The organism is Roseobacter sp. HKCCA0434 (genome assembly GCF_032464675.1).
In the GTDB taxonomy this organism is placed as follows: Bacteria; Pseudomonadota; Alphaproteobacteria; order Rhodobacterales; family Rhodobacteraceae; genus Pontivivens.
This window is the reverse complement of record NZ_JAWDKL010000011.1, coordinates 87,297-109,199: the sequence shown is the minus strand read 5'-3', so window position 1 is coordinate 109,199 and position 21,903 is coordinate 87,297. Positions and strand designations below refer to the sequence as shown.

Here is a 21,903-nt window from a genome sequence, read left to right as displayed (position 1 = left end):
GCGCACGCGTCGCGGGCGGGGTCGCGGCCCTCGGCCCGCCGCCGCAGGTCCTGCATCTGACGGGCGGCCTCGCCTCGGGCGGGTCCGAGGCGGTCCTGATGGCCGACCATGCGCAGGCGCTGGGCGTGCCGCCAGAACGCATCAGCCGCGAGGATGCAAGCCGCACCACCTTCCAGAACGCATTGCTGTCCCGCGCGGTGCTGGGACGCGGCGCGCGCATCGTCCTCGTCACCGACGGCTTCCACCTCGCGCGCGCGGCGCTGTTGTTTCGCGCGGCGGGATTCCGGCTGGTGGCGCTGCGCCGATCCGCCCACGAGGTGACGCCACGCCGCGCGCGGTGGTACTTCTTCCGCGAAGGCCTATCATTCGCCCTCAACACGGCGCGCGTGGCGGCCTGGTGGGGGAGCGGTCTGCTCGGCCTGCCCGAACGCTGGCGGATGCGTCTCACCTGAACGAGGGCACATTCATGGACGCAGTCACGGTTTTCGCGCTGATCGGGGCGCTCGGCATCGGCTCGCAATGGCTCGCCTGGCGCTACCAGCTTCCGGCCATCGTGCTGATGCTGGCCGCGGGCGTGATCGCGGGGCCGCTGACCGGGCTGATCGACCCGCAGGCGAGCTTCGGCGACCTCCTGAAACCCATCATCGCCGTGGCCGTGGCCGTGATCCTGTTCGAGGGTGGCCTGACCCTCAACTTCGCCAGCCTGAAGGACGCGTACCCTTCGGTCGCGCGCCTCGTCGTGGTGGGCGCGCCGCTGGGCTGGATCATGAGCACGCTCGCCGTGCATTTCGGCGCCGGGCTGAGCTGGGAGACCTCGCTGGTCTTCGGCGGCATCATGATCGTGACCGGCCCCACCGTCATCACGCCGCTGTTGCGCCAGGCGCGGATGCAGCCGCGGCCCGCGCAGATCCTGAAATGGGAGGCGATCGTCAACGATCCGATCGGCGCGCTCGCCGCCGTGCTGGCCTATGAGCTGATCGTCGCGCTTCGCACCTCCGCCACGCTGGGGGAGGCCGCGTGGCACCTCGTCTCCGGCATCGCGGTGGCGAGCGTGCTGGGCTATTTCGGCGGGCGGCTGCTCGCCTCGTCCTTCCGGCGCGGCAAGGTGCCCGAATACATGAAGGTCCCGGTGATGTTCGGCGCGGTGCTGGGCATCTACGCCGCCTCCGACTACGTCCTGCATGAAAGCGGCCTGCTCGCCGTCACCATCATGGGCGTGGTGCTTGCCAACGCGCATCTGCCCTCGCTGGACGAGATCCGGCGGTTCAAGGAACACGCGACCGTCATCCTCGTCTCGGGGGTGTTCATCCTGCTCGCCGCCTCGCTGAGCATGGAGCAGCTCTTCGGCATCAACTGGCGCACGGTGGTCTTCGTGCTGAGCGTGGTGCTGATCGCGCGGCCGGTGACGGTGTGGATCTCGCTGATCGGGACGGGCCTGCCATGGCAGGAGAAGCTGATGATCGCCTGGATCGGCCCGCGCGGCGTGGTGCTGGTGGCGGTGTCGGGCCTGTTCGGCACGCAGCTGGCCGAGCTTGGCGTTGCCGACGGGGCGGCACTGACCACGCTCGCCTTCGCCCTCGTGGCGGGAACGGTGGTGCTGCACGGCTTTTCGATGGCGCCGCTGGCGAAGATGCTGGGGCTGACCTCGGGGGCGGCTCCGGGCCTGCTGATCGTCGGCGGCTCGCGCTGGGCGGTGAACCTCGCCCGCGCGCTGGAGGCGGCGGAACTGCCCGCCATGATCGTCGACCGCAACTGGTTCCGCCTACGCGCCGCGCGCGAGGCGGGGGTGAAGACCTATCACGGGGAGATCCTGTCCGAGACGGCGGAGCATGCGCTCGACCTCTCGCCCTATGCCAGCGTCCTCGCCGCCACCGACAATGACGGCTACAACGCGCTGATCGGCACCGATCTCGGCCCCGAGTTCGGGCGCACCAACGTGTTCCAGGTCGGTCGCAACGACGAGGCCGAGGGGCGCGAGGCGCTGCCCGCCAGCCTGGGCGGCCGCGCCTTCGGCGACGGCACCCCCTATGCCGATTTCGCCCGGCTGGAGGCGGAGGGCTGGGCCTTCCGCGTGACGCGCCTCAGCGAGGAATTCGGCCTCGACGACTACCGCAAGACCAATCCCGACGCGCTGATCCTCGGCCTCATCAACGGCGGCGGGCTGCAACTGGTCGAACGCCGCCTGCCCGAGGAGGTGGAGCCCGGCACCCGCCTGCTCGCCTTCGCGCACAAGGACGGCGACCGCGGCGCGGGCGCGGAGAAGTGAGCCCCTAGGCGCGCAGCCCCTCTGCCAGCCGCTCGAACGTGTCGAGCGCGCGGGGCAGGGTGGCCTCCGGCGCGTCGGATCCCGCGACCAGCAGCGCCGCGTTCAGCGCCGCGCCGTTCAGCAGGGCCGCCGCCATGCCAAGATCGACGGGCTGCACGATGCCGTCCTCGATCAGCCCGGCGATCAGATCTCGCACCCGGTCGAGACAGGCGAGCTGGCGGGGCCATCGTGACGGGTCGCCCAGTACCGCCGGGCCGTCGAGCAGGACGATCCGCTGGATCTCCGGCTCCAGCGCCATGCGGATATAGGCGCGATACTCCGCCAGGAATGCCGCCCACGGGTCATCGTGCCGCGCGCTCTCCTCGGCCATGCGGGCCAGCATCTCGCCATCGATCTGCTCGATCACGGCCTGTAGCAGACCGGTCTTGCCGCCGAAATTGTGGTAGAGCGCGCCGCGGGTCAGCCCCGCGGCCCCTGTGAAATCGTCCATCGACGCCTCGGCATAGCCCTTCTGCGCGAAGGCCGCGCGCCCCGCCGCGATCAGGCGGGCGCGCGTCTCAGCCATCTTGTCGGCCCGGCTCTTCGTCACGTCCACACTCTCCCGTCGCATACGTGACGTATGTGAATTGACATACGCCATGTATGCGATCTAGTTTCACATACGCGGCGTATCCTACCCGCACGGCAACAGGAGTCCACCATGCCCGAACGCGAGGCCATCTTTCCCGCCGGCCGCCAGGCCCTCTACGACAAGCACGGCTATTCCGCCGCCATCCGCTCGGGCGATCTGCTCTTCGTCTCCGGTCAGGTCGGAGCGACCGAGGCGGGGGAGCCGGAGCCGACATTCGAGGCACAGGTGCGGCGCGCCTTCGCCAACCTGCGCGCGGTGCTCGACGCGGGCGGTTGCACGCTAGACGACGTGGTCGACGTGACCACCTTCCACACCGATCCCGAGGCGCAGTTCGACACGATCATGAAGGTAAAGGCCGAGGAACTTGGCGCGCCACCCTATCCCAACTGGACGGCCCTTGGCGTCAACTGGCTCGCCGGGTTCGATTTCGAGATCAAGGTGATCGCCCGCATTCCGGGCTGAGTCTCAGAGGAGGTCGACCAGCTTGCCCGCCTCGACCGCCGGATCGGCGAGGCGCGTGCGGTCCTCGCCCGGATGGAAGCGCGCGCGCACCGCAGTGGCCATCGGGGCGGGGGCCGCGATCTCGACCCGCGGGCCGATGGATTTCGTCTCCGCCTGCCAGCTTTGCCACAGGGCGCGCTGCGCGGCCTTCGAGGCGCCGTAGCCGCCGTGATAGGCCGTGCCCGCCGCCGGATCGTCGGGCAACAGCGCGACACCCGCGGGCGCGGCCTTCAGCAAGGGTTCGACATTCGTGACCAGCCGCTGCGCCGCGCGCCAATTGACGGCGATGGACTTGTCGAGTTCCTTCTCCGCCACATGGCCCGCGGGCGACAGGGGCGCGGCGTAGATCGCGCAATGCACCCAGGCATCGACCCGGCCCCAGCGTTCGTGCACGGCGAGGCACATGCGCTGCACCCCGCCCTCATCCGTCACGTCGAGCGGTACCAGCGTCACGCCGCCGGGCAGCGCGTCCACCGCGTCCACCGCGTCGGCCAGATCCTCCAAGCCCCCCACGGTGCGCGCCACGGCGACGACATGAGCGCCGCGCGCGGCTGCGGCTTCGGCCACGGCGCGGCCGAGGCCCCGGCTGGCCCCGGTCACGAGAACGATACGGTCGGCGAGTGTCTGTTCCATGCCCGCTATCTGCCCCCCCGCGCGGGCGGTTGCAAGGCCCCGCGCAGTTGACAATCGGGCGCCGAGGACGGCAGATCGGGGCAGGCAACTCCAACGCGAGGACTTTCAGAATGACGCGTCAGACCCCGATGGCCACGACCCTGTGGTCCACCCCCTCCCTCCTGCGCGACGGCGCGCTGATCGTCGGCGCCTCGCTGCTGGTCGCGATCGCGGCGCAGGTCTCCGTGCCGATGTTCCCGGTGCCGATGACGCTGCAGGGCCTCGCGGTGCTGTTCGTCGGGCTCAGCCTCGGCGCGTGGCGCGGGGCGGCGGCGCTGTCGCTCTACCTCGCCGAAGGCGCGATGGGCCTGCCGGTCTTCGCGAATGGCGGCGCGGGCGTGGCCTACATGTTCGGGCCGACCTTCGGCTTCCTGCTGGGCTTCGTCGCGATGGCCTTCGTCGCCGGGTTCCTCAGCGAGCGGGTGCTGGGCCAGTCGCTTCCCGCGCTGATCGTGGCGTCGCTGGCGGGCATGGCAGCACTCTACGTGCCGGGCGTGCTGTGGCCCTTCGCCGTCGCCTCCGCCTTCGGGGTCGAGGCAGGCTGGGCCTCCTCCTCCGCTGCGGGCCTGTGGTCGGGCTGGGTCGCGCCCTTCCTGATCGGCGACGCGGTCAAGGTGGTGATCGCCGCCCTGCTGGTCCGCGCAGGCTTCCGCGCCGCGCGCGGCTGATCCGGTCCCATACCTACCGCGAACGCCGCTCCGATCCGGGGCGGCGTTCTGCTTTTCAGCTTCCTGAAAATACGCAGGCACGACCGATGCGCGGCGGACTTTGCCCTCGATTCCGCGCCTGCTAGGCTACCGAGGCGAAACTACGCATCCGCCTTCAGCTGAATCCGCCCCGCCTCGACCACGTCAGAGGGCTCGATCGGGTAGTCGCCCGAGAAGCAGGCATCGCAGAACTGGGGCTCCGCCGCGCGGGTCTTCTCGCCGCAGGCGCGGTAGAGCCCGTCGAGCGACACGAAGGCCAGCGACGTGACGCCCAGATGCGCGCGCATCTGCTCCACGCTCATCTGCGCGGCCAGGAGCTTCTCCCGCTCGGGCGTGTCCACGCCGTAGAAGCAGGGCCACTGCGTCGGCGGGGAGGCGATGCGGAAATGCACCTCCTTGGCCCCGGCATCGAGGATCATCTCCTTGATCTTGCGGCTGGTGGTGCCGCGCACGACGCTGTCATCGACCAGGATCACCCGCTTGCCCTTGATGAGCGCGCGGTTGACGTTGAGCTTCAGCCGCACGCCCATGTTGCGGATCTCGGCCGTCGGCTCGATGAAGGTCCGGCCCATGTAGCTGTTGCGGATGATGCCCATCGCGTAGGGAATGCCTGACTGCTGGCTGTAGCCGATCGCCGCGGGCGTGCCCGAATCCGGGACGGGGCAGACCAGATCGGCCTCGACCGGCGCTTCCTTGGCCAGCTCCACCCCGATGCGGCGGCGCGTCTCGTAGACGGAGTGCCCGCCGATCACGCTGTCGGGGCGGGAGAAGTAGACATATTCGAACACGCAGAACTTCTTGGCCCGCGACTCGAAGGGGAAGGAGCTTTCGATCCCGTCGGCGGTGGCGATCACCATCTCGCCCGGCTGGACCTCGCGCACGAACTCCGCCCCGATGATGTCGAAGGCGCAGGTCTCGGAGGCCAGGCACCAGCCGCCGCCCTCGATCTTGCCGAGCATCAGCGGGCGCACGCCGCGCGGGTCGCGCACGCCGATCAGCTTGGTGCGGGTCATGGCGATGACGCTGAACGCGCCCTCGACCCGGCGCAGCGCGTCCTTCATCCGCTCGGGGATCGACCGCTGGATCGAGCGCGCCATCAGGTGGATGATGCATTCCGTGTCGCTGGAGGACTGGAAGATAGAGCCGCGGTCGATCAGTTCGGCCCGCAGCGCCTCGGCATTGGTGAGGTTGCCGTTATGCGCGATGGCGCAGCCGCCCATCGAGAACTCGGCGAAGAGCGGCTGCACGTCGCGGATCGCCGCGCCCTTCGACCCGGCGGTGGAATAGCGCACATGCCCGCAGGCGATCTGGCCGGGCAGCTGCTTCATCACCTCGGGCGAGGTGAAGTTGTCGCGCACATAGCCGAACCGCCGGACGGAGGAGAACCCGACACCGGGGGCGAAGCTGACGATGCCGCCCGCCTCCTGGCCCCGGTGCTGCAGCGCGTGCAGGCCCAGTGCGACGAAATTGGCCGCATCCTTCACGCCCGTGGCGCCGAAGATCCCGCATTCCTCGCGCGGCTTATCGTCGCCGCGTGCGTCGAACGGGTGATAGGGCAGGTCGGCGGACGGGGATACGGGCAGGGTGGTCATCGGCAATCTCCCTCGCGCGAAGCTCGCATTGCGCGCCTCATACGCCCTACGGACGGCCTTGTCACCTGTGGCGGTGCAGCATCATCGCACGGGCGCGGGACAGGGCCCGCGATCCGCGATCACGCGTTGCCGCAGCGGCCCATCAGGCTGTCATAGCTTTCGAGGATCTGCGGCGGCACCTCGGTCGGCAGCAGGTTCACGATGCGGTCCTGCAACCCGGCGATGAAGTCGCGGGTATAGGCGTTCTCGACCATCTCGATCGCCTGCTCGGAGACCGGCGCCTGCTCGTAGATGATGAACGCGATCGTGACCAGCAACAGTCCCCGCGCGATGCCGAAGGCGAGACCCAGCCCGCTGTCCACCGGCCCGATGGCCGAGTTCTGCACCGAGTTCGACACCAGCGGGGTGAACAGCGACACCACGATCAGCGCCACCAGGAACAGGATGCCGAAGGCCGCGACGATGCTCAGCTGGCACGAGCCGCCGATGATGTCCGACAGGACCGGCAGTTCGGAGATGATCGGCTCCACGTCCGGGGCGAAGTAGAAGGCCACGACGGCGGCCACGACCCAGCCCGCGATGGACATCACCTCGCGCACGAAGCCGCGCGCATAGGACAGGAGGGCGGAGATCAGGACGATGCCGAGTACGACGGCGTCCACCAGGGTGAATTGATCCATGCGCCGCTATCCGTCTCTTTCAGTCCAAGGGTCCGAATACGCTTTCCACGAAGCCCGCCAGATCGTCAAGGGCTTCCACCGAGATAGCCGTACCCGTGACCCGGCGTTGACCTTCGGGACAGATCGCGCGGGTGAAGCCGAGCTTTTCCGCCTCGCGCAATCGCGCCTCGGGCTGCGGGACGGGGCGCAGCGCGCCCGACAGGCTGATCTCCCCGAAAAACGCCGTCTCGCGCGGCAGGGCATGGTCCTGACGGGCCGAGATTAGGGCCGCCGCGACGGCGAGATCGGCGGCGGGTTCGCGGATGCGCAGGCCCCCCGCGATGTTGAGATAGACGTCCATGCCGCCGAAGCCGATCCCGGCGCGCGCCTCCAGCACGGCGAGGATCATGCCCAGCCGCCCCTGGTCCCAGCCCACCACCGTTCGCCGCGGCGTGGCGAGCGGGGAGGGGGCGACCAGCGCCTGCACTTCGCATAGCAGGGGCCGCGAGCCTTCGATCCCCGCGAACACCACCGAGCCCGAGGCAGGCGCGCCGCGTTCGCTGAGGAACAGCGCGGAGGGGTTGGTGACCTCCGCCAGCCCCGCGCCCGTCATCTCGAACACCCCGATCTCGTCCGCGGGGCCGAAGCGGTTCTTGACCGCGCGCAGGATGCGGAACTGGTGCCCGCGCTCGCCCTCGAAATAGAGCACGGTGTCGACCATGTGCTCGACCACGCGGGGGCCTGCGATCTGGCCTTCCTTGGTGACGTGGCCGACGAGGATCACCGCGATTCCGCGACGCTTGGCGAAGCTGACCAGCTCATGCGCCGCGGCACGCACCTGGCTGACCGAGCCGGGGGCCGAGTCGACGTGATCGGCCCACATGGTCTGGATCGAATCGATGATGGCGAGCTGCGGCCGCTCCGCCTCCAGCGTGGTGAGGATGTCGCGCAGGTTCGTTTCCGCCGCCAGCTTCACAGGAGCGTCGGCCAGGCCCAGCCGCTGTGCGCGCATGCGGATCTGCGCCGCCGCCTCCTCGCCCGAGACATAGACCACCCCCGCGCCCGAGCGCGCATAGGCCGCCGCCGCCTGCAACAAGAGCGTGGACTTGCCGATGCCCGGATCGCCGCCGACCAAGGTGGCCGAGGCCGCGACCAGCCCGCCACCCGTCACGCGGTCGAGCTCCCCGATCCCCGACATCGCGCGGGGCAGGGGCGGGTCGGCGACAGACAGGTCCGACAGCGCCACCGTGCGCCCCTTGGCGGTGCCCAGCGCCTTGGGCGCGGCGGAGCCGGTGCCGAGATCCTCGACGATGGAATTCCACGCGCCGCACGCATCGCAGCGCCCGGCCCATTTCTTGTGCGCGGCGCCGCATTCGGCGCAGACATAGGAGGTGGTTCGCTTGGCCATGATCCCGCTTACCTGTCGCGGAACGAAACCGCAACATTTCCGCCTCCGGCGGGAGTATTTGGGCCAATCCGAAGGATCAGAACGGCGCGCCCGCAAGCAACAGCGCGCCGAACACCGCCTGCGCCAGCGGCAGCAGCCGCTCCGCCCCCCGCTCGCCCCAGACGAGGCTGAGCCCGCAGAACAGGAGCGCCCCACCCGCGAGGCGGCCGACGGGCGGCAGGTAGAGCGAGACCGCCATCATGCAGATCAGCGTCGCGACCACCGCGCCGATATGCAGCCAGCGGCGCAGCCCGGGCTGCACCACCGCCCGCCAGACCGACCAGAAGCCCGCGCCGAACACGGCGAAGCCGATGAGGATGCCGCCCAGAAGCTCGAAGATCGTCATCGCACCCTCCCGCTCGACACCAGCGAGGCCAGCACGCAGGCGGTGAACAGCCACAGACCCCAGAGCGGCGTGACGCTCGCCCCCGCGATACCCTTCGCGACCACGATATAGAGCGCGATCAGGAACACGTCCGCCATCGACAGTTTCGCGAGCCAGGGCAGGGCGGCGCGCGCGCGGGCCGGGAGGCGTCCGGCGAGGGCCGCCTGCGTCGCGATGACCTTGAGATAGGGCAGCACGACCGCCAGCAGCGCGACGAGCACCGCCAGCCCCGGCGCCTCCGCCCACAGGGCCGCCACTCCCGACAGGATCGACACCGCGTCCCCGCCGAGGAACCACAGCACCCGCGCCTCGATCAGCGGCGCGGCCCAGGCGACGGGGTAGAGGATGAGGAGGGTAGCGTTGGCGAGGGCGGCGGGGGTCATGCGAGTGCCCAGAGGGCTGCTACCGCAACGATGGCCAATGCAACGGGCACGAGGTCGAGTCGCGATGGGCGACGGATCGCGCCCACGACGTAGCCGCCAGCCGCGACAAAACTCAGCCAGATGAGCCCAGTTTTGCGAAGCGGAAATTCAGGGACGAGGAGGAAATGCGAGAATTGCAACAATATCCACATTGCAAGAGTACCGAAGGCAATCCCCGTCAACCGACCGATGAAATTGCCCTTGAGATACACTGCAATGCCCGACAGCACCAAGGTGCCCAGAACGATTGACTCCTGCACGACGAACTCTCCAGGCGTGCAGCACATCCCTACCGCACCGCCGCGATCGGTCCCTCGGCGCGGCCGGTCACGAACTGGTCAACGTATGGATCGCCGCTGTCGTCGATGGCTTCGGACGGGCCGGTCCAGCGGATCAGGCCGTCATGCAGCATCGCCACCTGATCGGCGATCACCCGGACGCTCGTCATGTCGTGGGTGATGGTCATGCCGGTCGCGCCCATCTCCTCGGTAATCTCGACGATCAGCTCGTTGATGACGCCTGCCATGATCGGATCGAGGCCGGTCGTCGGCTCATCGAAGAAGATGATCTGCGGGTCGGTCGCGATGGCTCGCGCCAGGCCCACGCGTTTCTGCATCCCGCCCGACAGCTCCGCCGGGAACTGGTCGGCCACGTCCGCGCCGAGGCCGACTCGCCGCAGCTTCTCGATGGCGAGCTCACGCGCCTGAGCTTTCGCGATCTTGCCCGAGCCGCGCCGCAGGCGGAAGGCCACATTCTCCCACACGCTGAGCGAATCGAAGAGCGCCGCCCCCTGGAACAGCATCCCGAACCGCGCAAGGAACGCGTCGCGATCGTCATCCGCCGCCTGTCCGTCGAGCAGGATGGTCCCCGCATCCGGTTTCACCAGCCCCAGCACGCATTTCAACAGCACCGACTTGCCGGTGCCCGACCCGCCGATGATGACCGTGTTCTGCCCGGCGGGCGCGACGAGGTCGACGCCGCGCAGGATATGCTTGGACCGAAAGGACTTCTTCAGCCCGGATATGGCGATCTCGGTGCTCATGACGTGAAGAACAGCTCCGTCAGCAGGTAGTTCGCGGCGAAGATCAGCACCGAGGCCGAGACCACCGCGCTGGTGGTCGCGCGGCCCACGCCCTGAGCGCCGCGCCCCGAATTGTAGCCGTGGAAACAGCCCATCAGGCTGAGCAGGAACCCGAACACCGCCGCCTTCAGCAGGCCCGAGATCACGTCCCACCCGGTCAGGAAATCGGCGGTGGTCTGCAGGTAGGTCGCGCCGTTGAAGCCCAGCCGCCCGATGCCGACGAAATAGCCGCCCATGATGCCGATGATGTCGCCCACCAGCACCAGGATCGGCAGCGTCAGCGTCGCCGCGACGATGCGCGGCACGATCAGGTACTTCATCGGGTTCGTGGACAGGGTCGACAGCGCGTCGATCTGTTCGGTCACGCGCATGGTGCCGATCTCCGCCGCGATGGAGGCGGAGACGCGGCCCGCCACCATCAGCCCGCCCAGCACGGGCCCGAGCTCGCGCACCATGCCGATGGCGACGATGGAGGGCACCACCGATTCCGCGTTGAACCGCGCCCCGCCGGCGAAGATCTGCAAGGCGAGCGCGCCGCCCGTGAACAGCGTCGTCAGCCCGACCACGGGCAGCGAGAACCAGCCGATGCGCATGATCTGCCGCGCCAGCTCGCGCGGGTAGAAGGGCGGGCGCACGACATGGCTGACGGCGTCGAGCGCGAAGAGGACCAGCGCGCCCGTTCCCCGGCAAAGTTCGATGACACCCGCACCGATCCCGGCGAGAAATCGCTGAAACGCGCCCATGCCCGTCCTCTTTTGCAAAAGTTGCGCAGACCTAACGCGCAAGACGCGATCCGCCAAGGGCAAGTTGATGCCGCAACCGGTCGCACCCGCGCAGCCGCTTCACTTTCCGGTATATTTTCTGTCGTAGCGATGGCCGAGGCTGGTCAGGATCTCGTAACCGATCGTGCCCGCGGCCTCGGCCAGCGCATCGATGCCCTGATGCGGGCCGAGGATGTCGAGATGCGTAGGCACCTCCCCGATATCGGTCACGTCCACGGTCAGCAGGTCCATCGAGACGCGACCGGCCAGCGGGCAGGGCTGGTCCCCGGCCCAGAGGCGCGCGCGCCCGCCCATCGCGCGGATCAGCCCGTCCGCATATCCGGCCGAGACGGTCGCGATGCGCGAGGGGCGCTCGGCGGTCCATGTACCGCCATAGCCCACCACCTCGCCCGGTGCCACGTCGCGGACCTGGATCACCGGCAGCGACAGGCGCACCACGGGCCGGGCTTGCGCGAAGGGCATCCCGCCATAGAGGCCGATCCCCGGCCGGGTCAGGTCGAACGCGTAGTCCGGCCCCATCAGAACGCCCCCCGTGGCCGAGAGCGAGCGCCGCCCGACAGGTGCCATCTCGCAAAAGGCAGCGAGCTGGGCCGCGTTCATCGGATGACCGGATTCGTCGGCACAGGCCAGGTGGCTCATCACCAGACGAGGCTCGCCCAGGTCGGGCAGGGCGGCGAGATCCGCCGCCTCCAGCCCCAGCCGGTTCATGCCGGTATCGTACTGCAACGCGAAGGGCCCGCCCGCCCAGGCCCGCGCCTGCTCGATCGAGTTGAGGCAGGGGATCAGCGCGGCCTCTTGGAACAGCGGCATGTCCGCCTGGGCCATCAGACCCGAGAACACATAGATCTCCGGTCTTTGCCCGAGGATGCCGCGCAGCGCCACGCCCTCCTCGACCTGCGCCACGAAGAAGCTGCGCGCGCCTTCCTCCGCCAGCGCCCGCGCCACGGGGGCGAGGCCCAGCCCGTAGGCATCCGCCTTGACCACCGCGCCGGTCTCGGGCGCGCGGTCGAGGGCGCGCCAGTTGGCCCGGATCGCGCCGAGATCTATGGTCAGCTCTGCCTGCAAGCGTCGTCCTTTTTGCGTATTTTAAGGAAGCTGAAAGGTTCGAGTGCTTAGCTAGCGCCACGGTACAGGCTGGCGAGCCGATGACCGTGGAAGGTGAAGATGGCCCGTTCCGGCGGACCGTCGCCATCGCGCGCAGCGGCCGGGGCGGGTCATGACCCTCCAGCTTCATCTTCCCCGAAAATACGCAAATCCCGCGCTCAGAAGTCCTGCGCGCCCGCCTGCCAGCTCTGCACCAGGTCCGAAAAGCGCGTGAACCGCCCCTCGAAGGCGAGCGGGACCGCGCCGATGGGGCCGTGACGCTGCTTGCCGATGATGACCTCGGCCTTGCCCGTTACCTGCTCCATCAGCTCCTGCCACTTGGCGGTCGCCTCCAGATCGGTTTCGGACGGCATCTCTCGCTCACGGTAATATTCCTCGCGGTAGACGAACATCACCGCGTCCGCGTCCTGCTCGATCGAGCCGGATTCGCGCAGGTCCGAAAGCTGCGGGCGCTTGTCGTCGCGATTCTCCACCTGGCGGCTGAGCTGCGACAGCGCGATGACCGGGATCTCGAGCTCCTTGGCGATGGCCTTGAGCCCTTGCGTGATCTCGCTCACCTCGTTGACGCGGCTCTCGTTGGCCCGCCCGCCGGTGCCCTTCAGGAGCTGCAGGTAGTCGATGAACAGCACGTCGAGCCCGTGTTGCCGCTTCAGCCGCCGCGCGCGCGCCGCTACGGTCGAGATCTTCAGCGCGGGCGTGTCGTCGATATAGAGCGGGATCTTCTCCAGCGTCTTGGAGGCTTCGATGAAGCGGCGGAACTCGTCGGGGTCGAGCGAGCCGTCGCGGATCTTGTGGCTGTCCACCTCCGCCTGCTCGGCCAGGATCCGCGCGGCCAGCTGGTCGGCGCTCATCTCCAGCGAAAAGAACCCGACCACGCCCCCATCGACCGTGCCTTCGGTGCCGTCGGTGCGCAGGCCCTTCTTCCACGCCTTCGCGATGTTGAAGGCGATGTTCGTGGACAGCGCCGTCTTCCCCATCGAGGGCCGCCCCGCGAGGATCAGCAGGTCGGACTTGTGCAGCCCCCCAAGCTTCGCATCGAGATCGGAGAGCCCGGTGGAGATGCCCGCGAGCTTCCCCTCCCGCTGGTAGGCGGAGTTGGCGACGTTGACGGCGGTCGTCAGCGCGCGCAGGAAGGACTGGAAGCCGCCCTCGACCCGGCCCTGTTCGGCAAGCTGGTAGAGCTTCGCCTCCGCCTCGACGATCTGGTCCTTGGGCTCGTGCTCGACCGTCACCGACTTGGCGGTGCCCGCGATATGCTCTCCGATCTCGATCAGCGAGCGGCGGATGGCGAGGTCGTAGATCATCTGGGCGTAGTCGCGCGCGGCGAACACGGAAATCGCCGCGCCCGCGAGCCGCGCGAGATAGGCGGGCCCCCCGAGTTCCGCCAGTCCCGGATCGTCGGCCAGGAAGGCCTTGAGCGTCACCGGCGAGGCGAGCGCGTTCTTCTGGATCCGCTGGGCGGCGACCTCGTAGATTCTCCGGTGCACGGGGTCGTAGAAATGCGCGGGCTCGATGATCGCCGCGACCTTGTCATAGACCTCGTTATTGACCAGCAGCGCGCCCAGAAGGGCCTGCTCCGCCTCGATATTGTGCGGAAGCGGTGCTGCGTCCGCCTCGTCGCGCGCCTCGTGGGAATACGCCCCGTCCATCATGTCACACCTGCTCGCTTTGCCACTTTTGGTATTGGCCCTTATAGCGCGCCTCGGGCTTGTCCCCGGCATGTGAAGGATGGGGATAAGTCGGGCGCCGGGCCTTGCGCGGGAGCCTACCGCATCGGCGGAGGAAGGGGAACAGCGCGGGCCACTCGCGCGTCGATGGGGCATGATCCAGAGCAAACCCTACCCCGAGACGCCCGACGGCCGCTATTTCGTCGCCAAGGACCGCCTGTGGCGCAAGACAGACCCGCGTTTGGACGAGGCCGAGCGCAAGGACGCCGTCAGCGCCCTGATGAAGGCCCGCCGCGCAGTGCGCTTCGCGAAGACGGACGCGGAAGAGCGGACGGCCCGCGACGCGGTGCAGGCGGCGAAGGAACGGCTGGGCGAGCGGGGGCCTGTGTGGTGGGACGACGGCGCGGAGGACGAGACGGGCCGCGCGCCGTGGAATTCGAGCTATGCGGAGTGGTGGGAGGGGATTCGTTAAAGCGGCTTCAATTTTGGGGACGAGACAGCAAGCTCAAACATTGAGCCCGGCGCTGCGAGAGTAGTCTGCTTTTCGATCGAATCCCAAAGTCTTATTAAGCGTTCTGCTTGTCTCATCACCGGCGACTTATACAAGCCTTTTGCCATGAAGAAGCCAACTAGTGTCGAAGACTTGAATGCCATTCGTTCGGCCTTGTTGGCCGTAATACGACGGTCGCCAGAAACGACTATCCAGCCTCGCTCAGAACTTAATTGTGAAATCCACTTTAAATCTGTGACACCAGGTCCAAATTTGTTTCTCATCCAATCAACTTCGTCAACACCAGCCCTTAACTCGCGCATGGCTCGCGCAATAGCGGGAGACAGGTTCTCGTCGAACAAAACCTTCAAGCGGCCCTCAATGTCTCTTCGAAATTTACGGCGTCGCGAACAACTCCCTCGGGAACATCGTATAAGCGCGACACTGACTTAAGAGAGCCCTCGGAGCGAACTGCATCTGACAGAGTCGCGGTAGGAACTCCATATTCAGTTGCAATTGGCGCTCCAAATGATCTGACTGGGTCAATAACGATTGACCTTTTCCCGCGGAACGGTCGCCACCTGGCCACGATGCCTTCCTCTAGATCGAGATCTTTAAAGCTCTGCTCAATTACATCGCGGAGAACAAATTGGCGATCTTTCAAATCAATAAGTTTTTTATCACCGTTAGCGTCGGCCGACTCGAGAAAGATTGTTGCGCCATCACTACGAAATTGTCCGGTGAGGAAGGGATGGTCGCTTTCTAGAATGTCTTGTGCATTTTTTAGGCTCGATCGAATGGCTTGAAGGCCAATTCCAAGGTCGTTGAATGACTTAACAAAACGTAGTTCGATTAAATCCTTAAAATTAAGTTCCAAGTGTCCTGTCAGGGCAATCAAATCGGGAGTCCACAGCGGCTGTTGTTCGCGTCTCTCGTTTTTGTACGTGTAGTTGTAGCCGCTAAGCCAACGCCGGACCTTCGCCGGGGTGAGACGCGCTAAACGCGATACTTCGGAGACGCTATACACACCGCCTCCAATTACCGCATTTGCATCAATGGAGAAATCTGCTGCTCGCATGCGAACCTACATATAAAAAACCCCCGCCCGGATTCTACCGCGCGGGGGGAGCAATTCAATGCCGATCCGTCCGGTCTCAGACGTCGGGCTGTTCGTCGTCCTCGGCGGGCGCGTCTTCGATCGGGGCCGCGCGCTCGTCCTCGTCGTCGAAGTCGTTGGCGGCACCGCCCACGTCATCGAACAGCTCGGCGATGTCGAACTCGGCTTCCGCGTCTTCCTCGGCGCGGATGTCGGCGATCGATTTGCCCTGCGCCTGGATCTCGGCTTCCTCGGCCGAGCGGGCCACGTTGACGGTGATGGTCGCCGACACCTCGGGGTGCAGCACCACTTCCATCTCGTGCAGGCCCAGCTCCTTGATCGGCTGGTCGAGCACGATCTGGCGCCGCTCGATGGTGAAGCCGTTCTCGCTCGCCACGTCCGCCGCGTCGCGCGTGGAGACGGAGCCGTAGAGCGCGCCGGAATCCGATGCGGAGCGGATCACGACGAAGGTCTGGCCGTCCAGCGTTTCCGCCAGCTTCTCGGCTTCCTTCTTCGTCTCCAGGTTGCGGGCCTCCAGCTGGGCCTTCTGCTCCTCGAAACGGGCCTTGTTGGCCTCGTTCGCGCGCAGCGCCTTGCCCTGGGGCAGCAGGAAGTTGCGGGCGTAGCCCGGCTTCACCGAGACCACTTCGCCCATCTGGCCGAGCTTGGCCACGCGTTCCAGAAGAATAACGTCCATTGCTCAGACCCTCACTTCACGGCGTAGGGCAGCAGGGCGAGGAAGCGGGCGCGCTTGATGGCCTTGGCCAGCTCGCGCTGCTTCTTCGCCGACACTGCGGTGATGCGGGAGGGGACGATCTTGCCGCGCTCGGAGATGTAGCGCTGCAGCAGTTTCACGTCCTTGTAATCGATCTTCGGCGCGTTCTCGCCCGAGAAGGGGCAGGATTTGCGGCGGCGGAAGAAAGGCTTGCGTGCCATGTGTCTCTACTCCTCTCGATCAGTCGCGGCGCGGGCCGCGGTCGCCACGGTCGCGGCGCGGGCCACGCTCGTCGCGGGCGTTCTTGGCCTGGACGACGGCCGAGGGACCTTCCTCGTGCTCCTCGACCTTGACGGTCAGGACGCGCATCACGTCGTCGTGCAGGCGCATCAGGCGCTCCATCTCCTGCACGGCGTCGGACGGGGCGTCCGAGCGCATGAAGGCATAGTGGCCCTTGCGGTTCTTGTTGATCTTGTAGGCCATGGTCTTGAGGCCCCAGTACTCCGTGTCGGAGACCGAGCCGCCATTGTCCGTGAGCACGGAGGAGAAGTGCTCGATCAGGCCTTCGGCCTGCGCGGTGGACAGGTCCTGCCGCGCGATGAAGGTATGCTCGTAGAGAGCCATGTGTTCACCATCATGTCGGGCGCGTTTCAAAATGTGCCGGAGATACCCGGTGCAGGCACATACGAGGGACGTCGCGATTCGGAAGAATTGCGCCGGGAAGGGGCCTTATACACCCGCGCGGGTGCGGCGCAAGCGTTCAGGGTTGCACCCGCCGCCCCCGCGCCGCAGGGTCGCGCGGCAAACGGAGGTCGCGCCATGCCCTGGATCCTGCTCATCGTCGCCATCGCCGGGGAGGTCATCGGCACCACCGCGCTCAAGGCCTCGGACGGGTTCACGAGGCTGGGTCCGGGGCTGGTGGCCTTCGCGGGCTACGCGGTGGCGTTCTGGTTCCTCGCCCAGGTGCTGCGCACCATCCCCGTGGGCATCGCCTACGCGATCTGGTCCGGGGTCGGGATCGCGGCGATGGCGGTGATCGGACGGCTCGCATTCGGACAGAAGCTCGACCCGGCGGGGCTGGTCGGCATCGGGCTGATCGCGGCCGGTGTGCTCGTCATCAACACGCTGTCGAACAGCGGTCACTGAGCGGCGCGCCCCTCGCGCCAGATCACGAACAGGCCCGCCGCCACCACGATGCCGCCGCCGATCAGCAGCGCGGCGCCGGGTACCTCGTCCCAGATCAGCCAGCCCGCGATCCCCGCCCAGACCAGCGCGGTATAGTCGAGCGGGGCGACCACCGCGGCGGGCGCCATGCGGAAGGCCTGGCTGATCAGCGTCACTCCCAGCGTGCCGACCACCGCCATGACGGCGAAGAGCATGAGGTCGCGCGGCCCCACAGGCGGCCAGTCGAAGAGCAGCGTGACGCTCGACATCAGGAAGGGGAACAGGGTGAGGTAGAACATCATCGTGCGCGGGCTGTCGGCGGCGTCGATGAACCGGGCGGAAATCATGGTCAGCGCGTAGCACACCGCCGCCGCCAGCGGCAGCAGCGCCGCCCACTGAACCGTGCCGCCGCCCGGCTGCAAGATCACCATCGCGCCCGCGAAGCCTACGGCCAGCGCGATCCAGCGCGGCGCGCCGACCCTCTCCTTCAGGATCGGCACCGACAGGGCGGTGACGAAGAAGGGCGCGGTCAGCACCAGCGCCGTCGCCTCGGCGAGCGGCATGACCCGCATCGACAGGAAGAAGGTCCAGGTCGCCCCCATGATCAGCGCCGCGCGCGCGAAATGCACGGCCGGACGCCGGGTGCGAAAGCTGCGCGGTCCGTCGAGCGACAGGATCAGCAGCGTGACGAGCGGCAGCGCGATGGCACTGCGCGCGAACATGATGTGGAAGGGCGAGAAGCGCGCGACCAGATCCTTCGCCGCCATGTCGCTCATCACCAGCAAGCCCACGCCCGCGCACATCGTGGCGATGGCGGGTCCGTGGCCGGATCGGGGCAGGGGGATGCTCATGCGCCCGGCGTCGCACGGAACCGCGCCGCCCGCAAGCGTGGCGGGCGTCGGAGCCTCCGGCGGGGATATTTGGCGGAAGTGAAGGGCGGGGCAGGCGCCTTCTCCCGACGGGCGATGCTGCGCCGGTCGATCGCGCTTCACTTCCTGCAAGTATCCCCGCCGGAGGCGCATCTCTCCACCCCGCACCGCGGCCTGCAAAACGGGCGCCGCCCTTGCCCCGGCCCGTCGCGGCCCCTACACCCCAAGGCAGGGAACACAAGGGAGGACGCCATGCGCGCATTCGTATTTCCGGGCCAGGGGGCGCAGACCGTCGGCATGGGCCGGGACCTCGCCGAACGCTGGCCCGCCGCCGCCGCGGTGTTCGAGGAGGTGGACGACGCGCTGGGGGAGAAGCTCTCCGCCACCATCTGGGAGGGCGACGCCGAGACGCTGACGCTGACCGCGAACGCCCAGCCCGCGCTGATGGCGACCTCGATCGCCGCGCTGCGCGCGCTGGAGGCGGAGGGGCATTCCATCGACGGCGCGTCCTACGTGGCCGGGCATTCGCTGGGCGAATATTCCGCGCTCTGCGCCGCGGGTTCGCTGAGCCTCGCCGACACCGCGCGTCTGCTGCGCCTGCGGGGCCGGGCGATGCAGGAGGCGGTGCCGGTGGGCGAAGGCGCGATGGCGGCGCTGCTGGGCCTCGACTTCGCCACGGCCAAGGAGGTGGCGCGCGACGCCGCCCAGGGCGAGATCTGCCAGGCGGCCAATGACAACGACCCAAGCCAAGTCGTGATCTCCGGCCACAAGGCGGCGATCGAGCGGGCGGTGGAGATCGCGCAGGATCGCGGGGCCAAGCGCGCCGTGATGCTGCCCGTCTCCGCCCCGTTTCATTGCGCGTTGATGGAGCCCGCGGCGCGCGTCATGGCCGAGGCGCTCGACGACGTGGACATCGCCGAGCCATCGGTGCCGCTGGTCGCCAACGTCACCGCGTCGGCCGTGGACTCGCCCAGCCTGATCCGCACGCTGCTGATCGAGCAGGTCACCGGATCCGTCCGCTGGCGCGAGAGCGTGGCCTGGATGGCCGCGCAGGGCGTGGACGAGGTCTGGGAGATCGGCGCGGGCAAGGCGCTGTCGGGCATGATCCGGCGCATCGACCGCTCGCTGACCTGCACCGCCATCGGCACGCCCGCCGATATCGAGAAACTGACCGCATGAGCGGCATCGCCGAGGTGTCCCTGCCGGCGATGCGGCTGGCCATGGCGCGCGCGCGGATCGCGCCGCTGGCCGTGCCGGGGACGCTTCCGGCGCTGTTCGACCGCATCTACGCGACGCTGCACGACGAGGGGGTCGAACCTGCGGGCCTGAACCAGGCGCTCTACCGGTTCGAGGACGACGCGCTTCTGACCGTCGCGGCGGTCGAGGTGCCCGAAGGCTTCGACGGGGGCGAAGACGTGGCGGTCGAGACGGTCCCCGCCGCCCGCACGCTGCATCTGCGGCATGTGGGCCCCTATTCGGGCCTTCCCGCCATTTTCGAGCGTCTGCACGGTGCGGCGGCGGCGCGTGACCTCAAGCCGGGCCGCTGGGGGCGCGAGCTCTACCAGCCCTGGTCCCCCTATCCCCAGCGTCGCATCACCGACGTTCATATCGAGATCGCCTGAAGGAGTTACCATGTTCGACCTGACCGGAAAGACCGCCCTCGTGACCGGAGCCTCCGGCGGCATCGGCGGCGCCATCGCCACCGCGTTGCACGGGGCGGGCGCCACCGTGGGGCTGAGCGGCACGCGCGAGGCGCCCTTGCAGGACCTGGCCGGGCGGCTGGGCGAGCGGGCGCATGTGCTGCCGTGCAACCTCTCCGACGCCGAGGCCGTGGAGGCGCTGCCCAAGCAGGCGGCGGAGGCGATGGGATCGCTCGACATCCTCGTCAACAATGCGGGCATCACCGCCGACCAGGTCTTCATGCGCATGTCCGACGAGGACTGGGCGAAGGTGATCGAGGTGAACCTGACCTCCACCATGCGGCTGTGCCGCGCGGTGATGCGCCCGATGATGAAGGCGCGCTGGGGCCGCATCGTCAACATCACCTCCGTCGTGGGGGTGACCGGCAACGGGGGCCAAGTGAACTACGCCGCGTCCAAGGCCGGGATGATCGGGCTGACGAAATCCATCGCGCAGGAGGTGGCGAGCCGCAACATCACCGCCAACTGCGTTGCCCCCGGCTTCATCGAGACGGCGATGACGGGCAAGCTCAACGACAAGCAGAAGGAGGGGATCCTCGGCGCGATCCCCGCCGGTCGCATGGGCACGGGGGATGAAATCGCCTCCGCCGTGCTCTATCTCGCAAGCCAGGAGGCGGCCTACGTGACCGGCCAGACGCTGCATGTGAACGGCGGCATGGCCATGATCTGACGCGGCGTCCGGGGCGCGTTGCGAAAGCGTTTGCGCCCCCTATCAGGTGTGCTATAGCGCGCCGCACATGGTTCGGGGGTGCCTTTCGCGCGCCCGTACCGCACCACTGTCCGTCGCGGGTCCGCCCGCCTCGGCACCAAGCATCGCCCGGTGCAGACGGGCAGTCGAAGCGGGCAATCGCGCCCGGAAAAACGAGGAAGAGACATATGAGCGACATCGCAGAGCGCGTGAAGAAGATCGTCGTCGAGCACCTGAGCGTCGAAGAGGAAAAGGTTACCGAGAACGCGTCGTTCATCGACGATCTCGGCGCCGACAGCCTCGACACCGTCGAGCTGGTCATGGCCTTCGAGGAAGAGTTCGGGATCGAGATCCCCGACGACGCCGCCGAGACGATCCAGACGGTCGGCGATGCGATCAACTTCATCAAGGGCGCGCTGTAAGCGACGCTCGCGTTCCCCGAAGGGGGATGGGTGAGATAGAGGGCGTGCCCAGGCGGGCGCGCCCTTTTCATTTGCAAGCCTCAGGCCGAATGCGGGCTGGAAATGACCCATCGGGTCAACGTCCCCTCGATCGCATCGGCGGTGAAGAGCATGACGACCCAGCGCCGCGGATCGTCGCGCGGATGGCTGGCCCAGAGGCGGAACGACGTAAAGCCCTGCGGCGGCGGCACCGTCTCCTCCCGCAGCATTGGATAGGCCCGCAGGACGTAGAGGCTGGCCGCTTCGGTGAAGGCCGCACGCTCCTCGGGGTCGAGTTCGACGAACTGGTTCGTGACGCCGCACCCCCGGCCGATCGACGCCGCCCAGCCGGTCGAGCGGTCGATCCAGGTCATCCCGAACTCGGTCACGGTGAAATCGAGATCGTGCTGCAGCATGGCAGGGAGCGCGCCGCTGCGAGCCCAGGATGTGCAGACTTGCTGGAACAGCGTCAGCGCCGTCGCCGCGTGGACACTGGTCAGCCGGGAGTGCGCCTCGCGCAGTCCCGCGCCGAGGATGAGGCCGCCGAGGATGGCGGCGATCATCAAGGGTGTTCGCCTGGCTGTCATCGGATCATCCCGTTCGAGTTGGAGGCATCATGCGAAGGCGTGACTATCTTTATGTAAAAGAGGACACGCTCTGACGGAATTGCCACTGCATCGCAGTCCTTCAGACTTTGAAGCGGCACATCTGTCCCCCCGCGCGGACTCAAGCCGAAGGCGCCGCGCATCGCCGGGCCGCCCCCCGGCACGGCGATATGGTTGATGTAGGCGCAATGTGGCGAGGTCTCACGGTCTTTGCGGCTAT

The 21,903-nt window shown here is 67.8% G+C and carries 29 protein-coding genes; 10 read left to right on the top strand and 19 right to left on the bottom strand.

Annotated elements, in window-relative coordinates; genetic code table 11:
- Both RX333_RS08995 and RX333_RS08990 read left to right on the top strand, forming a co-directional pair.
- Positions 1 to 452 (top strand): YdcF family protein (locus RX333_RS08995; protein ID WP_316014599.1); only part of this gene is annotated, 452 nt, incomplete at its 5' end.
- A gap of 14 nt (positions 453 to 466) precedes the next feature.
- Positions 467 to 2,266, top strand: coding sequence for a sodium:proton antiporter (locus tag RX333_RS08990; protein ID WP_316014598.1), 1,800 nt, complete (start codon positions 467 to 469; stop codon positions 2,264 to 2,266).
- A 4-nt stretch (positions 2,267 to 2,270) separates the two neighbouring features.
- On the opposite strand, the gene RX333_RS08985 is transcribed toward RX333_RS08990, so the two are convergent.
- Positions 2,271 to 2,855 carry a TetR/AcrR family transcriptional regulator gene (locus RX333_RS08985; RefSeq protein ID WP_316014597.1) on the bottom strand — a complete coding sequence of 195 codons (585 nt, stop codon included), beginning with the start codon at positions 2,853 to 2,855 and terminating at the stop codon, positions 2,271 to 2,273.
- Between the two features lie 111 nt (positions 2,856 to 2,966).
- Here RX333_RS08985 and RX333_RS08980 point away from each other — a divergent pair, with 111 nt between their 5' ends.
- Positions 2,967 to 3,359, top strand: a complete 393-nt coding sequence (locus RX333_RS08980) for a RidA family protein (RefSeq protein WP_316014596.1) — start codon at positions 2,967 to 2,969, stop codon at positions 3,357 to 3,359.
- 3 nt (positions 3,360 to 3,362) lie between these two features.
- On the opposite strand, the gene RX333_RS08975 is transcribed toward RX333_RS08980, so the two are convergent.
- Positions 3,363 to 4,031, bottom strand: a complete 669-nt coding sequence (locus RX333_RS08975; protein ID WP_316014595.1) for an SDR family NAD(P)-dependent oxidoreductase — start codon at positions 4,029 to 4,031, stop codon at positions 3,363 to 3,365.
- A gap of 110 nt (positions 4,032 to 4,141) precedes the next feature.
- Between RX333_RS08975 and RX333_RS08970 the strand changes: the two genes are divergently transcribed.
- Positions 4,142 to 4,738 carry a biotin transporter BioY gene (locus tag RX333_RS08970; protein ID WP_316014594.1) on the top strand — a complete coding sequence of 199 codons (597 nt, stop codon included), beginning with the start codon at positions 4,142 to 4,144 and terminating at the stop codon, positions 4,736 to 4,738.
- Between the two features lie 140 nt (positions 4,739 to 4,878).
- Here RX333_RS08970 and purF read toward each other — a convergent pair whose 3' ends face one another.
- The 10 genes from purF to RX333_RS08920 form a co-directional block, all read right to left on the bottom strand.
- On the bottom strand, positions 4,879 to 6,369 hold the full coding sequence (gene purF, locus RX333_RS08965; RefSeq protein ID WP_316014593.1) for an amidophosphoribosyltransferase: 1,491 nt from the start codon (positions 6,367 to 6,369) through the stop codon (positions 4,879 to 4,881).
- 119 nt (positions 6,370 to 6,488) lie between these two features.
- Positions 6,489 to 7,049: a CvpA family protein gene (locus RX333_RS08960; RefSeq protein ID WP_316014592.1), complete on the bottom strand. Its 561-nt coding sequence runs from the start codon at positions 7,047 to 7,049 to the stop codon at positions 6,489 to 6,491.
- A gap of 19 nt (positions 7,050 to 7,068) precedes the next feature.
- Positions 7,069 to 8,436 (bottom strand): DNA repair protein RadA, encoded by a 1,368-nt coding sequence (gene radA / locus RX333_RS08955; protein ID WP_316014591.1) that lies wholly within the window; start codon positions 8,434 to 8,436, stop codon positions 7,069 to 7,071.
- A gap of 76 nt (positions 8,437 to 8,512) precedes the next feature.
- Positions 8,513 to 8,821, bottom strand: a complete 309-nt coding sequence (locus RX333_RS08950; protein ID WP_316014590.1) for a hypothetical protein — start codon at positions 8,819 to 8,821, stop codon at positions 8,513 to 8,515.
- Complete coding sequence (locus RX333_RS08945) at positions 8,818 to 9,243, bottom strand: paraquat-inducible protein A (RefSeq protein ID WP_316014589.1); 426 nt, start codon at positions 9,241 to 9,243, stop codon at positions 8,818 to 8,820. The genes RX333_RS08950 and RX333_RS08945 overlap by 4 nt, the downstream gene beginning before the upstream one ends.
- A complete protein-coding gene (locus tag RX333_RS08940) occupies positions 9,240 to 9,542 on the bottom strand; it encodes a hypothetical protein (RefSeq protein ID WP_316014588.1) in 303 nt (100 codons plus the stop codon). Before RX333_RS08940 ends, RX333_RS08945 begins: the two co-directional genes overlap by 4 nt.
- Positions 9,543 to 9,571: 29 nt before the next feature.
- Positions 9,572 to 10,324, bottom strand: coding sequence for an ABC transporter ATP-binding protein (locus RX333_RS08935; protein ID WP_316014587.1), 753 nt, complete (start codon positions 10,322 to 10,324; stop codon positions 9,572 to 9,574).
- The gene (locus tag RX333_RS08930) at positions 10,321 to 11,106 is read right to left on the bottom strand and encodes an ABC transporter permease (RefSeq protein WP_316014586.1); all 786 of its coding nucleotides are present in this window, start codon (positions 11,104 to 11,106) and stop codon (positions 10,321 to 10,323) included. Before RX333_RS08930 ends, RX333_RS08935 begins: the two co-directional genes overlap by 4 nt.
- A 99-nt stretch (positions 11,107 to 11,205) precedes the next feature.
- Positions 11,206 to 12,210: an alanine racemase gene (gene alr, locus RX333_RS08925; protein ID WP_316014585.1), complete on the bottom strand. Its 1,005-nt coding sequence runs from the start codon at positions 12,208 to 12,210 to the stop codon at positions 11,206 to 11,208.
- Between the two features lie 197 nt (positions 12,211 to 12,407).
- Positions 12,408 to 13,901 (bottom strand): replicative DNA helicase, encoded by a 1,494-nt coding sequence (locus tag RX333_RS08920; RefSeq protein WP_316014584.1) that lies wholly within the window; start codon positions 13,899 to 13,901, stop codon positions 12,408 to 12,410.
- Positions 13,902 to 14,070: 169 nt separating this feature from the next.
- Between RX333_RS08920 and RX333_RS08915 the strand changes: the two genes are divergently transcribed.
- Positions 14,071 to 14,388, top strand: a complete 318-nt coding sequence (locus RX333_RS08915) for a hypothetical protein (RefSeq protein WP_316014583.1) — start codon at positions 14,071 to 14,073, stop codon at positions 14,386 to 14,388.
- On the opposite strand, the gene RX333_RS08910 is transcribed toward RX333_RS08915, so the two are convergent.
- From RX333_RS08910 to rpsF, 5 genes are all read right to left on the bottom strand, one after another.
- Positions 14,385 to 14,777 carry a hypothetical protein gene (locus RX333_RS08910; RefSeq protein WP_316014582.1) on the bottom strand — a complete coding sequence of 131 codons (393 nt, stop codon included), beginning with the start codon at positions 14,775 to 14,777 and terminating at the stop codon, positions 14,385 to 14,387. The two genes, RX333_RS08915 and RX333_RS08910, sit on opposite strands and share 4 nt — an antisense overlap.
- Positions 14,774 to 15,484, bottom strand: coding sequence for a hypothetical protein (locus RX333_RS08905; RefSeq protein ID WP_316014581.1), 711 nt, complete (start codon positions 15,482 to 15,484; stop codon positions 14,774 to 14,776). Before RX333_RS08905 ends, RX333_RS08910 begins: the two co-directional genes overlap by 4 nt.
- Before the next feature lie 76 nt (positions 15,485 to 15,560).
- Entirely contained in the window at positions 15,561 to 16,199 is a 639-nt protein-coding gene (rplI, locus tag RX333_RS08900; protein WP_316014580.1) for a 50S ribosomal protein L9, read from the bottom strand.
- A gap of 11 nt (positions 16,200 to 16,210) precedes the next feature.
- Positions 16,211 to 16,438 (bottom strand): 30S ribosomal protein S18, encoded by a 228-nt coding sequence (rpsR, locus tag RX333_RS08895; RefSeq protein ID WP_196102974.1) that lies wholly within the window; start codon positions 16,436 to 16,438, stop codon positions 16,211 to 16,213.
- Positions 16,439 to 16,457: 19 nt separating this feature from the next.
- Positions 16,458 to 16,841, bottom strand: a complete 384-nt coding sequence (rpsF, locus tag RX333_RS08890) for a 30S ribosomal protein S6 (RefSeq protein WP_316014579.1) — start codon at positions 16,839 to 16,841, stop codon at positions 16,458 to 16,460.
- Positions 16,842 to 17,036: 195 nt separating this feature from the next.
- Here rpsF and RX333_RS08885 point away from each other — a divergent pair, with 195 nt between their 5' ends.
- On the top strand, positions 17,037 to 17,363 hold the full coding sequence (locus RX333_RS08885) for a multidrug efflux SMR transporter (protein WP_316014578.1): 327 nt from the start codon (positions 17,037 to 17,039) through the stop codon (positions 17,361 to 17,363).
- Here the strand turns inward: RX333_RS08885 and RX333_RS08880 are convergent.
- The gene (locus RX333_RS08880; protein WP_316014577.1) at positions 17,357 to 18,232 is read right to left on the bottom strand and encodes a DMT family transporter; all 876 of its coding nucleotides are present in this window, start codon (positions 18,230 to 18,232) and stop codon (positions 17,357 to 17,359) included. The genes RX333_RS08885 and RX333_RS08880 overlap by 7 nt on opposite strands.
- A gap of 270 nt (positions 18,233 to 18,502) precedes the next feature.
- Between RX333_RS08880 and fabD the strand changes: the two genes are divergently transcribed.
- The 4 genes from fabD (at position 18,503) to RX333_RS08860 (ending at position 21,060) form a co-directional block, all read left to right on the top strand.
- Positions 18,503 to 19,429, top strand: a complete 927-nt coding sequence (fabD, locus tag RX333_RS08875; RefSeq protein WP_316014576.1) for an ACP S-malonyltransferase — start codon at positions 18,503 to 18,505, stop codon at positions 19,427 to 19,429.
- Positions 19,426 to 19,872, top strand: coding sequence for a GyrI-like domain-containing protein (locus RX333_RS08870; protein ID WP_316014575.1), 447 nt, complete (start codon positions 19,426 to 19,428; stop codon positions 19,870 to 19,872). The genes fabD and RX333_RS08870 overlap by 4 nt, the downstream gene beginning before the upstream one ends.
- 10 nt (positions 19,873 to 19,882) lie before the next feature.
- Entirely contained in the window at positions 19,883 to 20,620 is a 738-nt protein-coding gene (gene fabG / locus RX333_RS08865) for a 3-oxoacyl-[acyl-carrier-protein] reductase (protein WP_316014574.1), read from the top strand.
- 206 nt (positions 20,621 to 20,826) lie between these two features.
- Complete coding sequence (locus RX333_RS08860; protein WP_316014573.1) at positions 20,827 to 21,060, top strand: acyl carrier protein; 234 nt, start codon at positions 20,827 to 20,829, stop codon at positions 21,058 to 21,060.
- Between the two features lie 80 nt (positions 21,061 to 21,140).
- Here the strand turns inward: RX333_RS08860 and RX333_RS08855 are convergent, their stop codons facing one another.
- Positions 21,141 to 21,665, bottom strand: a complete 525-nt coding sequence (locus RX333_RS08855; protein WP_316014572.1) for a hypothetical protein — start codon at positions 21,663 to 21,665, stop codon at positions 21,141 to 21,143.
- Positions 21,666 to 21,903 lie beyond the last annotated feature (238 nt).

What these genes read in the sequence shown, in the direction of transcription:
- RX333_RS08990 (WP_316014598.1), top strand. Translation starts at nt 467, where the DNA reads ATGGACGCAGTCACGGTTTTCGCGCTGATCGGGGCGCTCGGCATCGGC.
- RX333_RS08980 (WP_316014596.1), top strand. Translation starts at nt 2,967, where the DNA reads ATGCCCGAACGCGAGGCCATCTTTCCCGCCGGCCGCCAGGCCCTCTAC.
- RX333_RS08975 (WP_316014595.1), bottom strand. Translation starts at nt 4,031, where the DNA reads ATGGAACAGACACTCGCCGACCGTATCGTTCTCGTGACCGGGGCCAGC.
- RX333_RS08970 (WP_316014594.1), top strand. Translation starts at nt 4,142, where the DNA reads ATGACGCGTCAGACCCCGATGGCCACGACCCTGTGGTCCACCCCCTCC.
- purF (WP_316014593.1), bottom strand. Translation starts at nt 6,369, where the DNA reads ATGACCACCCTGCCCGTATCCCCGTCCGCCGACCTGCCCTATCACCCG.
- RX333_RS08960 (WP_316014592.1), bottom strand. Translation starts at nt 7,049, where the DNA reads ATGGATCAATTCACCCTGGTGGACGCCGTCGTACTCGGCATCGTCCTG.
- radA (WP_316014591.1), bottom strand. Translation starts at nt 8,436, where the DNA reads ATGGCCAAGCGAACCACCTCCTATGTCTGCGCCGAATGCGGCGCCGCG.
- RX333_RS08950 (WP_316014590.1), bottom strand. Translation starts at nt 8,821, where the DNA reads ATGACGATCTTCGAGCTTCTGGGCGGCATCCTCATCGGCTTCGCCGTG.
- RX333_RS08945 (WP_316014589.1), bottom strand. Translation starts at nt 9,243, where the DNA reads ATGACCCCCGCCGCCCTCGCCAACGCTACCCTCCTCATCCTCTACCCC.
- RX333_RS08935 (WP_316014587.1), bottom strand. Translation starts at nt 10,324, where the DNA reads ATGAGCACCGAGATCGCCATATCCGGGCTGAAGAAGTCCTTTCGGTCC.
- RX333_RS08930 (WP_316014586.1), bottom strand. Translation starts at nt 11,106, where the DNA reads ATGGGCGCGTTTCAGCGATTTCTCGCCGGGATCGGTGCGGGTGTCATC.
- RX333_RS08920 (WP_316014584.1), bottom strand. Translation starts at nt 13,901, where the DNA reads ATGATGGACGGGGCGTATTCCCACGAGGCGCGCGACGAGGCGGACGCA.
- RX333_RS08915 (WP_316014583.1), top strand. Translation starts at nt 14,071, where the DNA reads ATGATCCAGAGCAAACCCTACCCCGAGACGCCCGACGGCCGCTATTTC.
- RX333_RS08905 (WP_316014581.1), bottom strand. Translation starts at nt 15,484, where the DNA reads ATGCGAGCAGCAGATTTCTCCATTGATGCAAATGCGGTAATTGGAGGC.
- rplI (WP_316014580.1), bottom strand. Translation starts at nt 16,199, where the DNA reads ATGGACGTTATTCTTCTGGAACGCGTGGCCAAGCTCGGCCAGATGGGC.
- rpsR (WP_196102974.1), bottom strand. Translation starts at nt 16,438, where the DNA reads ATGGCACGCAAGCCTTTCTTCCGCCGCCGCAAATCCTGCCCCTTCTCG.
- rpsF (WP_316014579.1), bottom strand. Translation starts at nt 16,841, where the DNA reads ATGGCTCTCTACGAGCATACCTTCATCGCGCGGCAGGACCTGTCCACC.
- RX333_RS08885 (WP_316014578.1), top strand. Translation starts at nt 17,037, where the DNA reads ATGCCCTGGATCCTGCTCATCGTCGCCATCGCCGGGGAGGTCATCGGC.
- RX333_RS08880 (WP_316014577.1), bottom strand. Translation starts at nt 18,232, where the DNA reads ATGAGCATCCCCCTGCCCCGATCCGGCCACGGACCCGCCATCGCCACG.
- fabD (WP_316014576.1), top strand. Translation starts at nt 18,503, where the DNA reads ATGCGCGCATTCGTATTTCCGGGCCAGGGGGCGCAGACCGTCGGCATG.
- RX333_RS08870 (WP_316014575.1), top strand. Translation starts at nt 19,426, where the DNA reads ATGAGCGGCATCGCCGAGGTGTCCCTGCCGGCGATGCGGCTGGCCATG.
- fabG (WP_316014574.1), top strand. Translation starts at nt 19,883, where the DNA reads ATGTTCGACCTGACCGGAAAGACCGCCCTCGTGACCGGAGCCTCCGGC.
- RX333_RS08860 (WP_316014573.1), top strand. Translation starts at nt 20,827, where the DNA reads ATGAGCGACATCGCAGAGCGCGTGAAGAAGATCGTCGTCGAGCACCTG.
- RX333_RS08855 (WP_316014572.1), bottom strand. Translation starts at nt 21,665, where the DNA reads ATGACAGCCAGGCGAACACCCTTGATGATCGCCGCCATCCTCGGCGGC.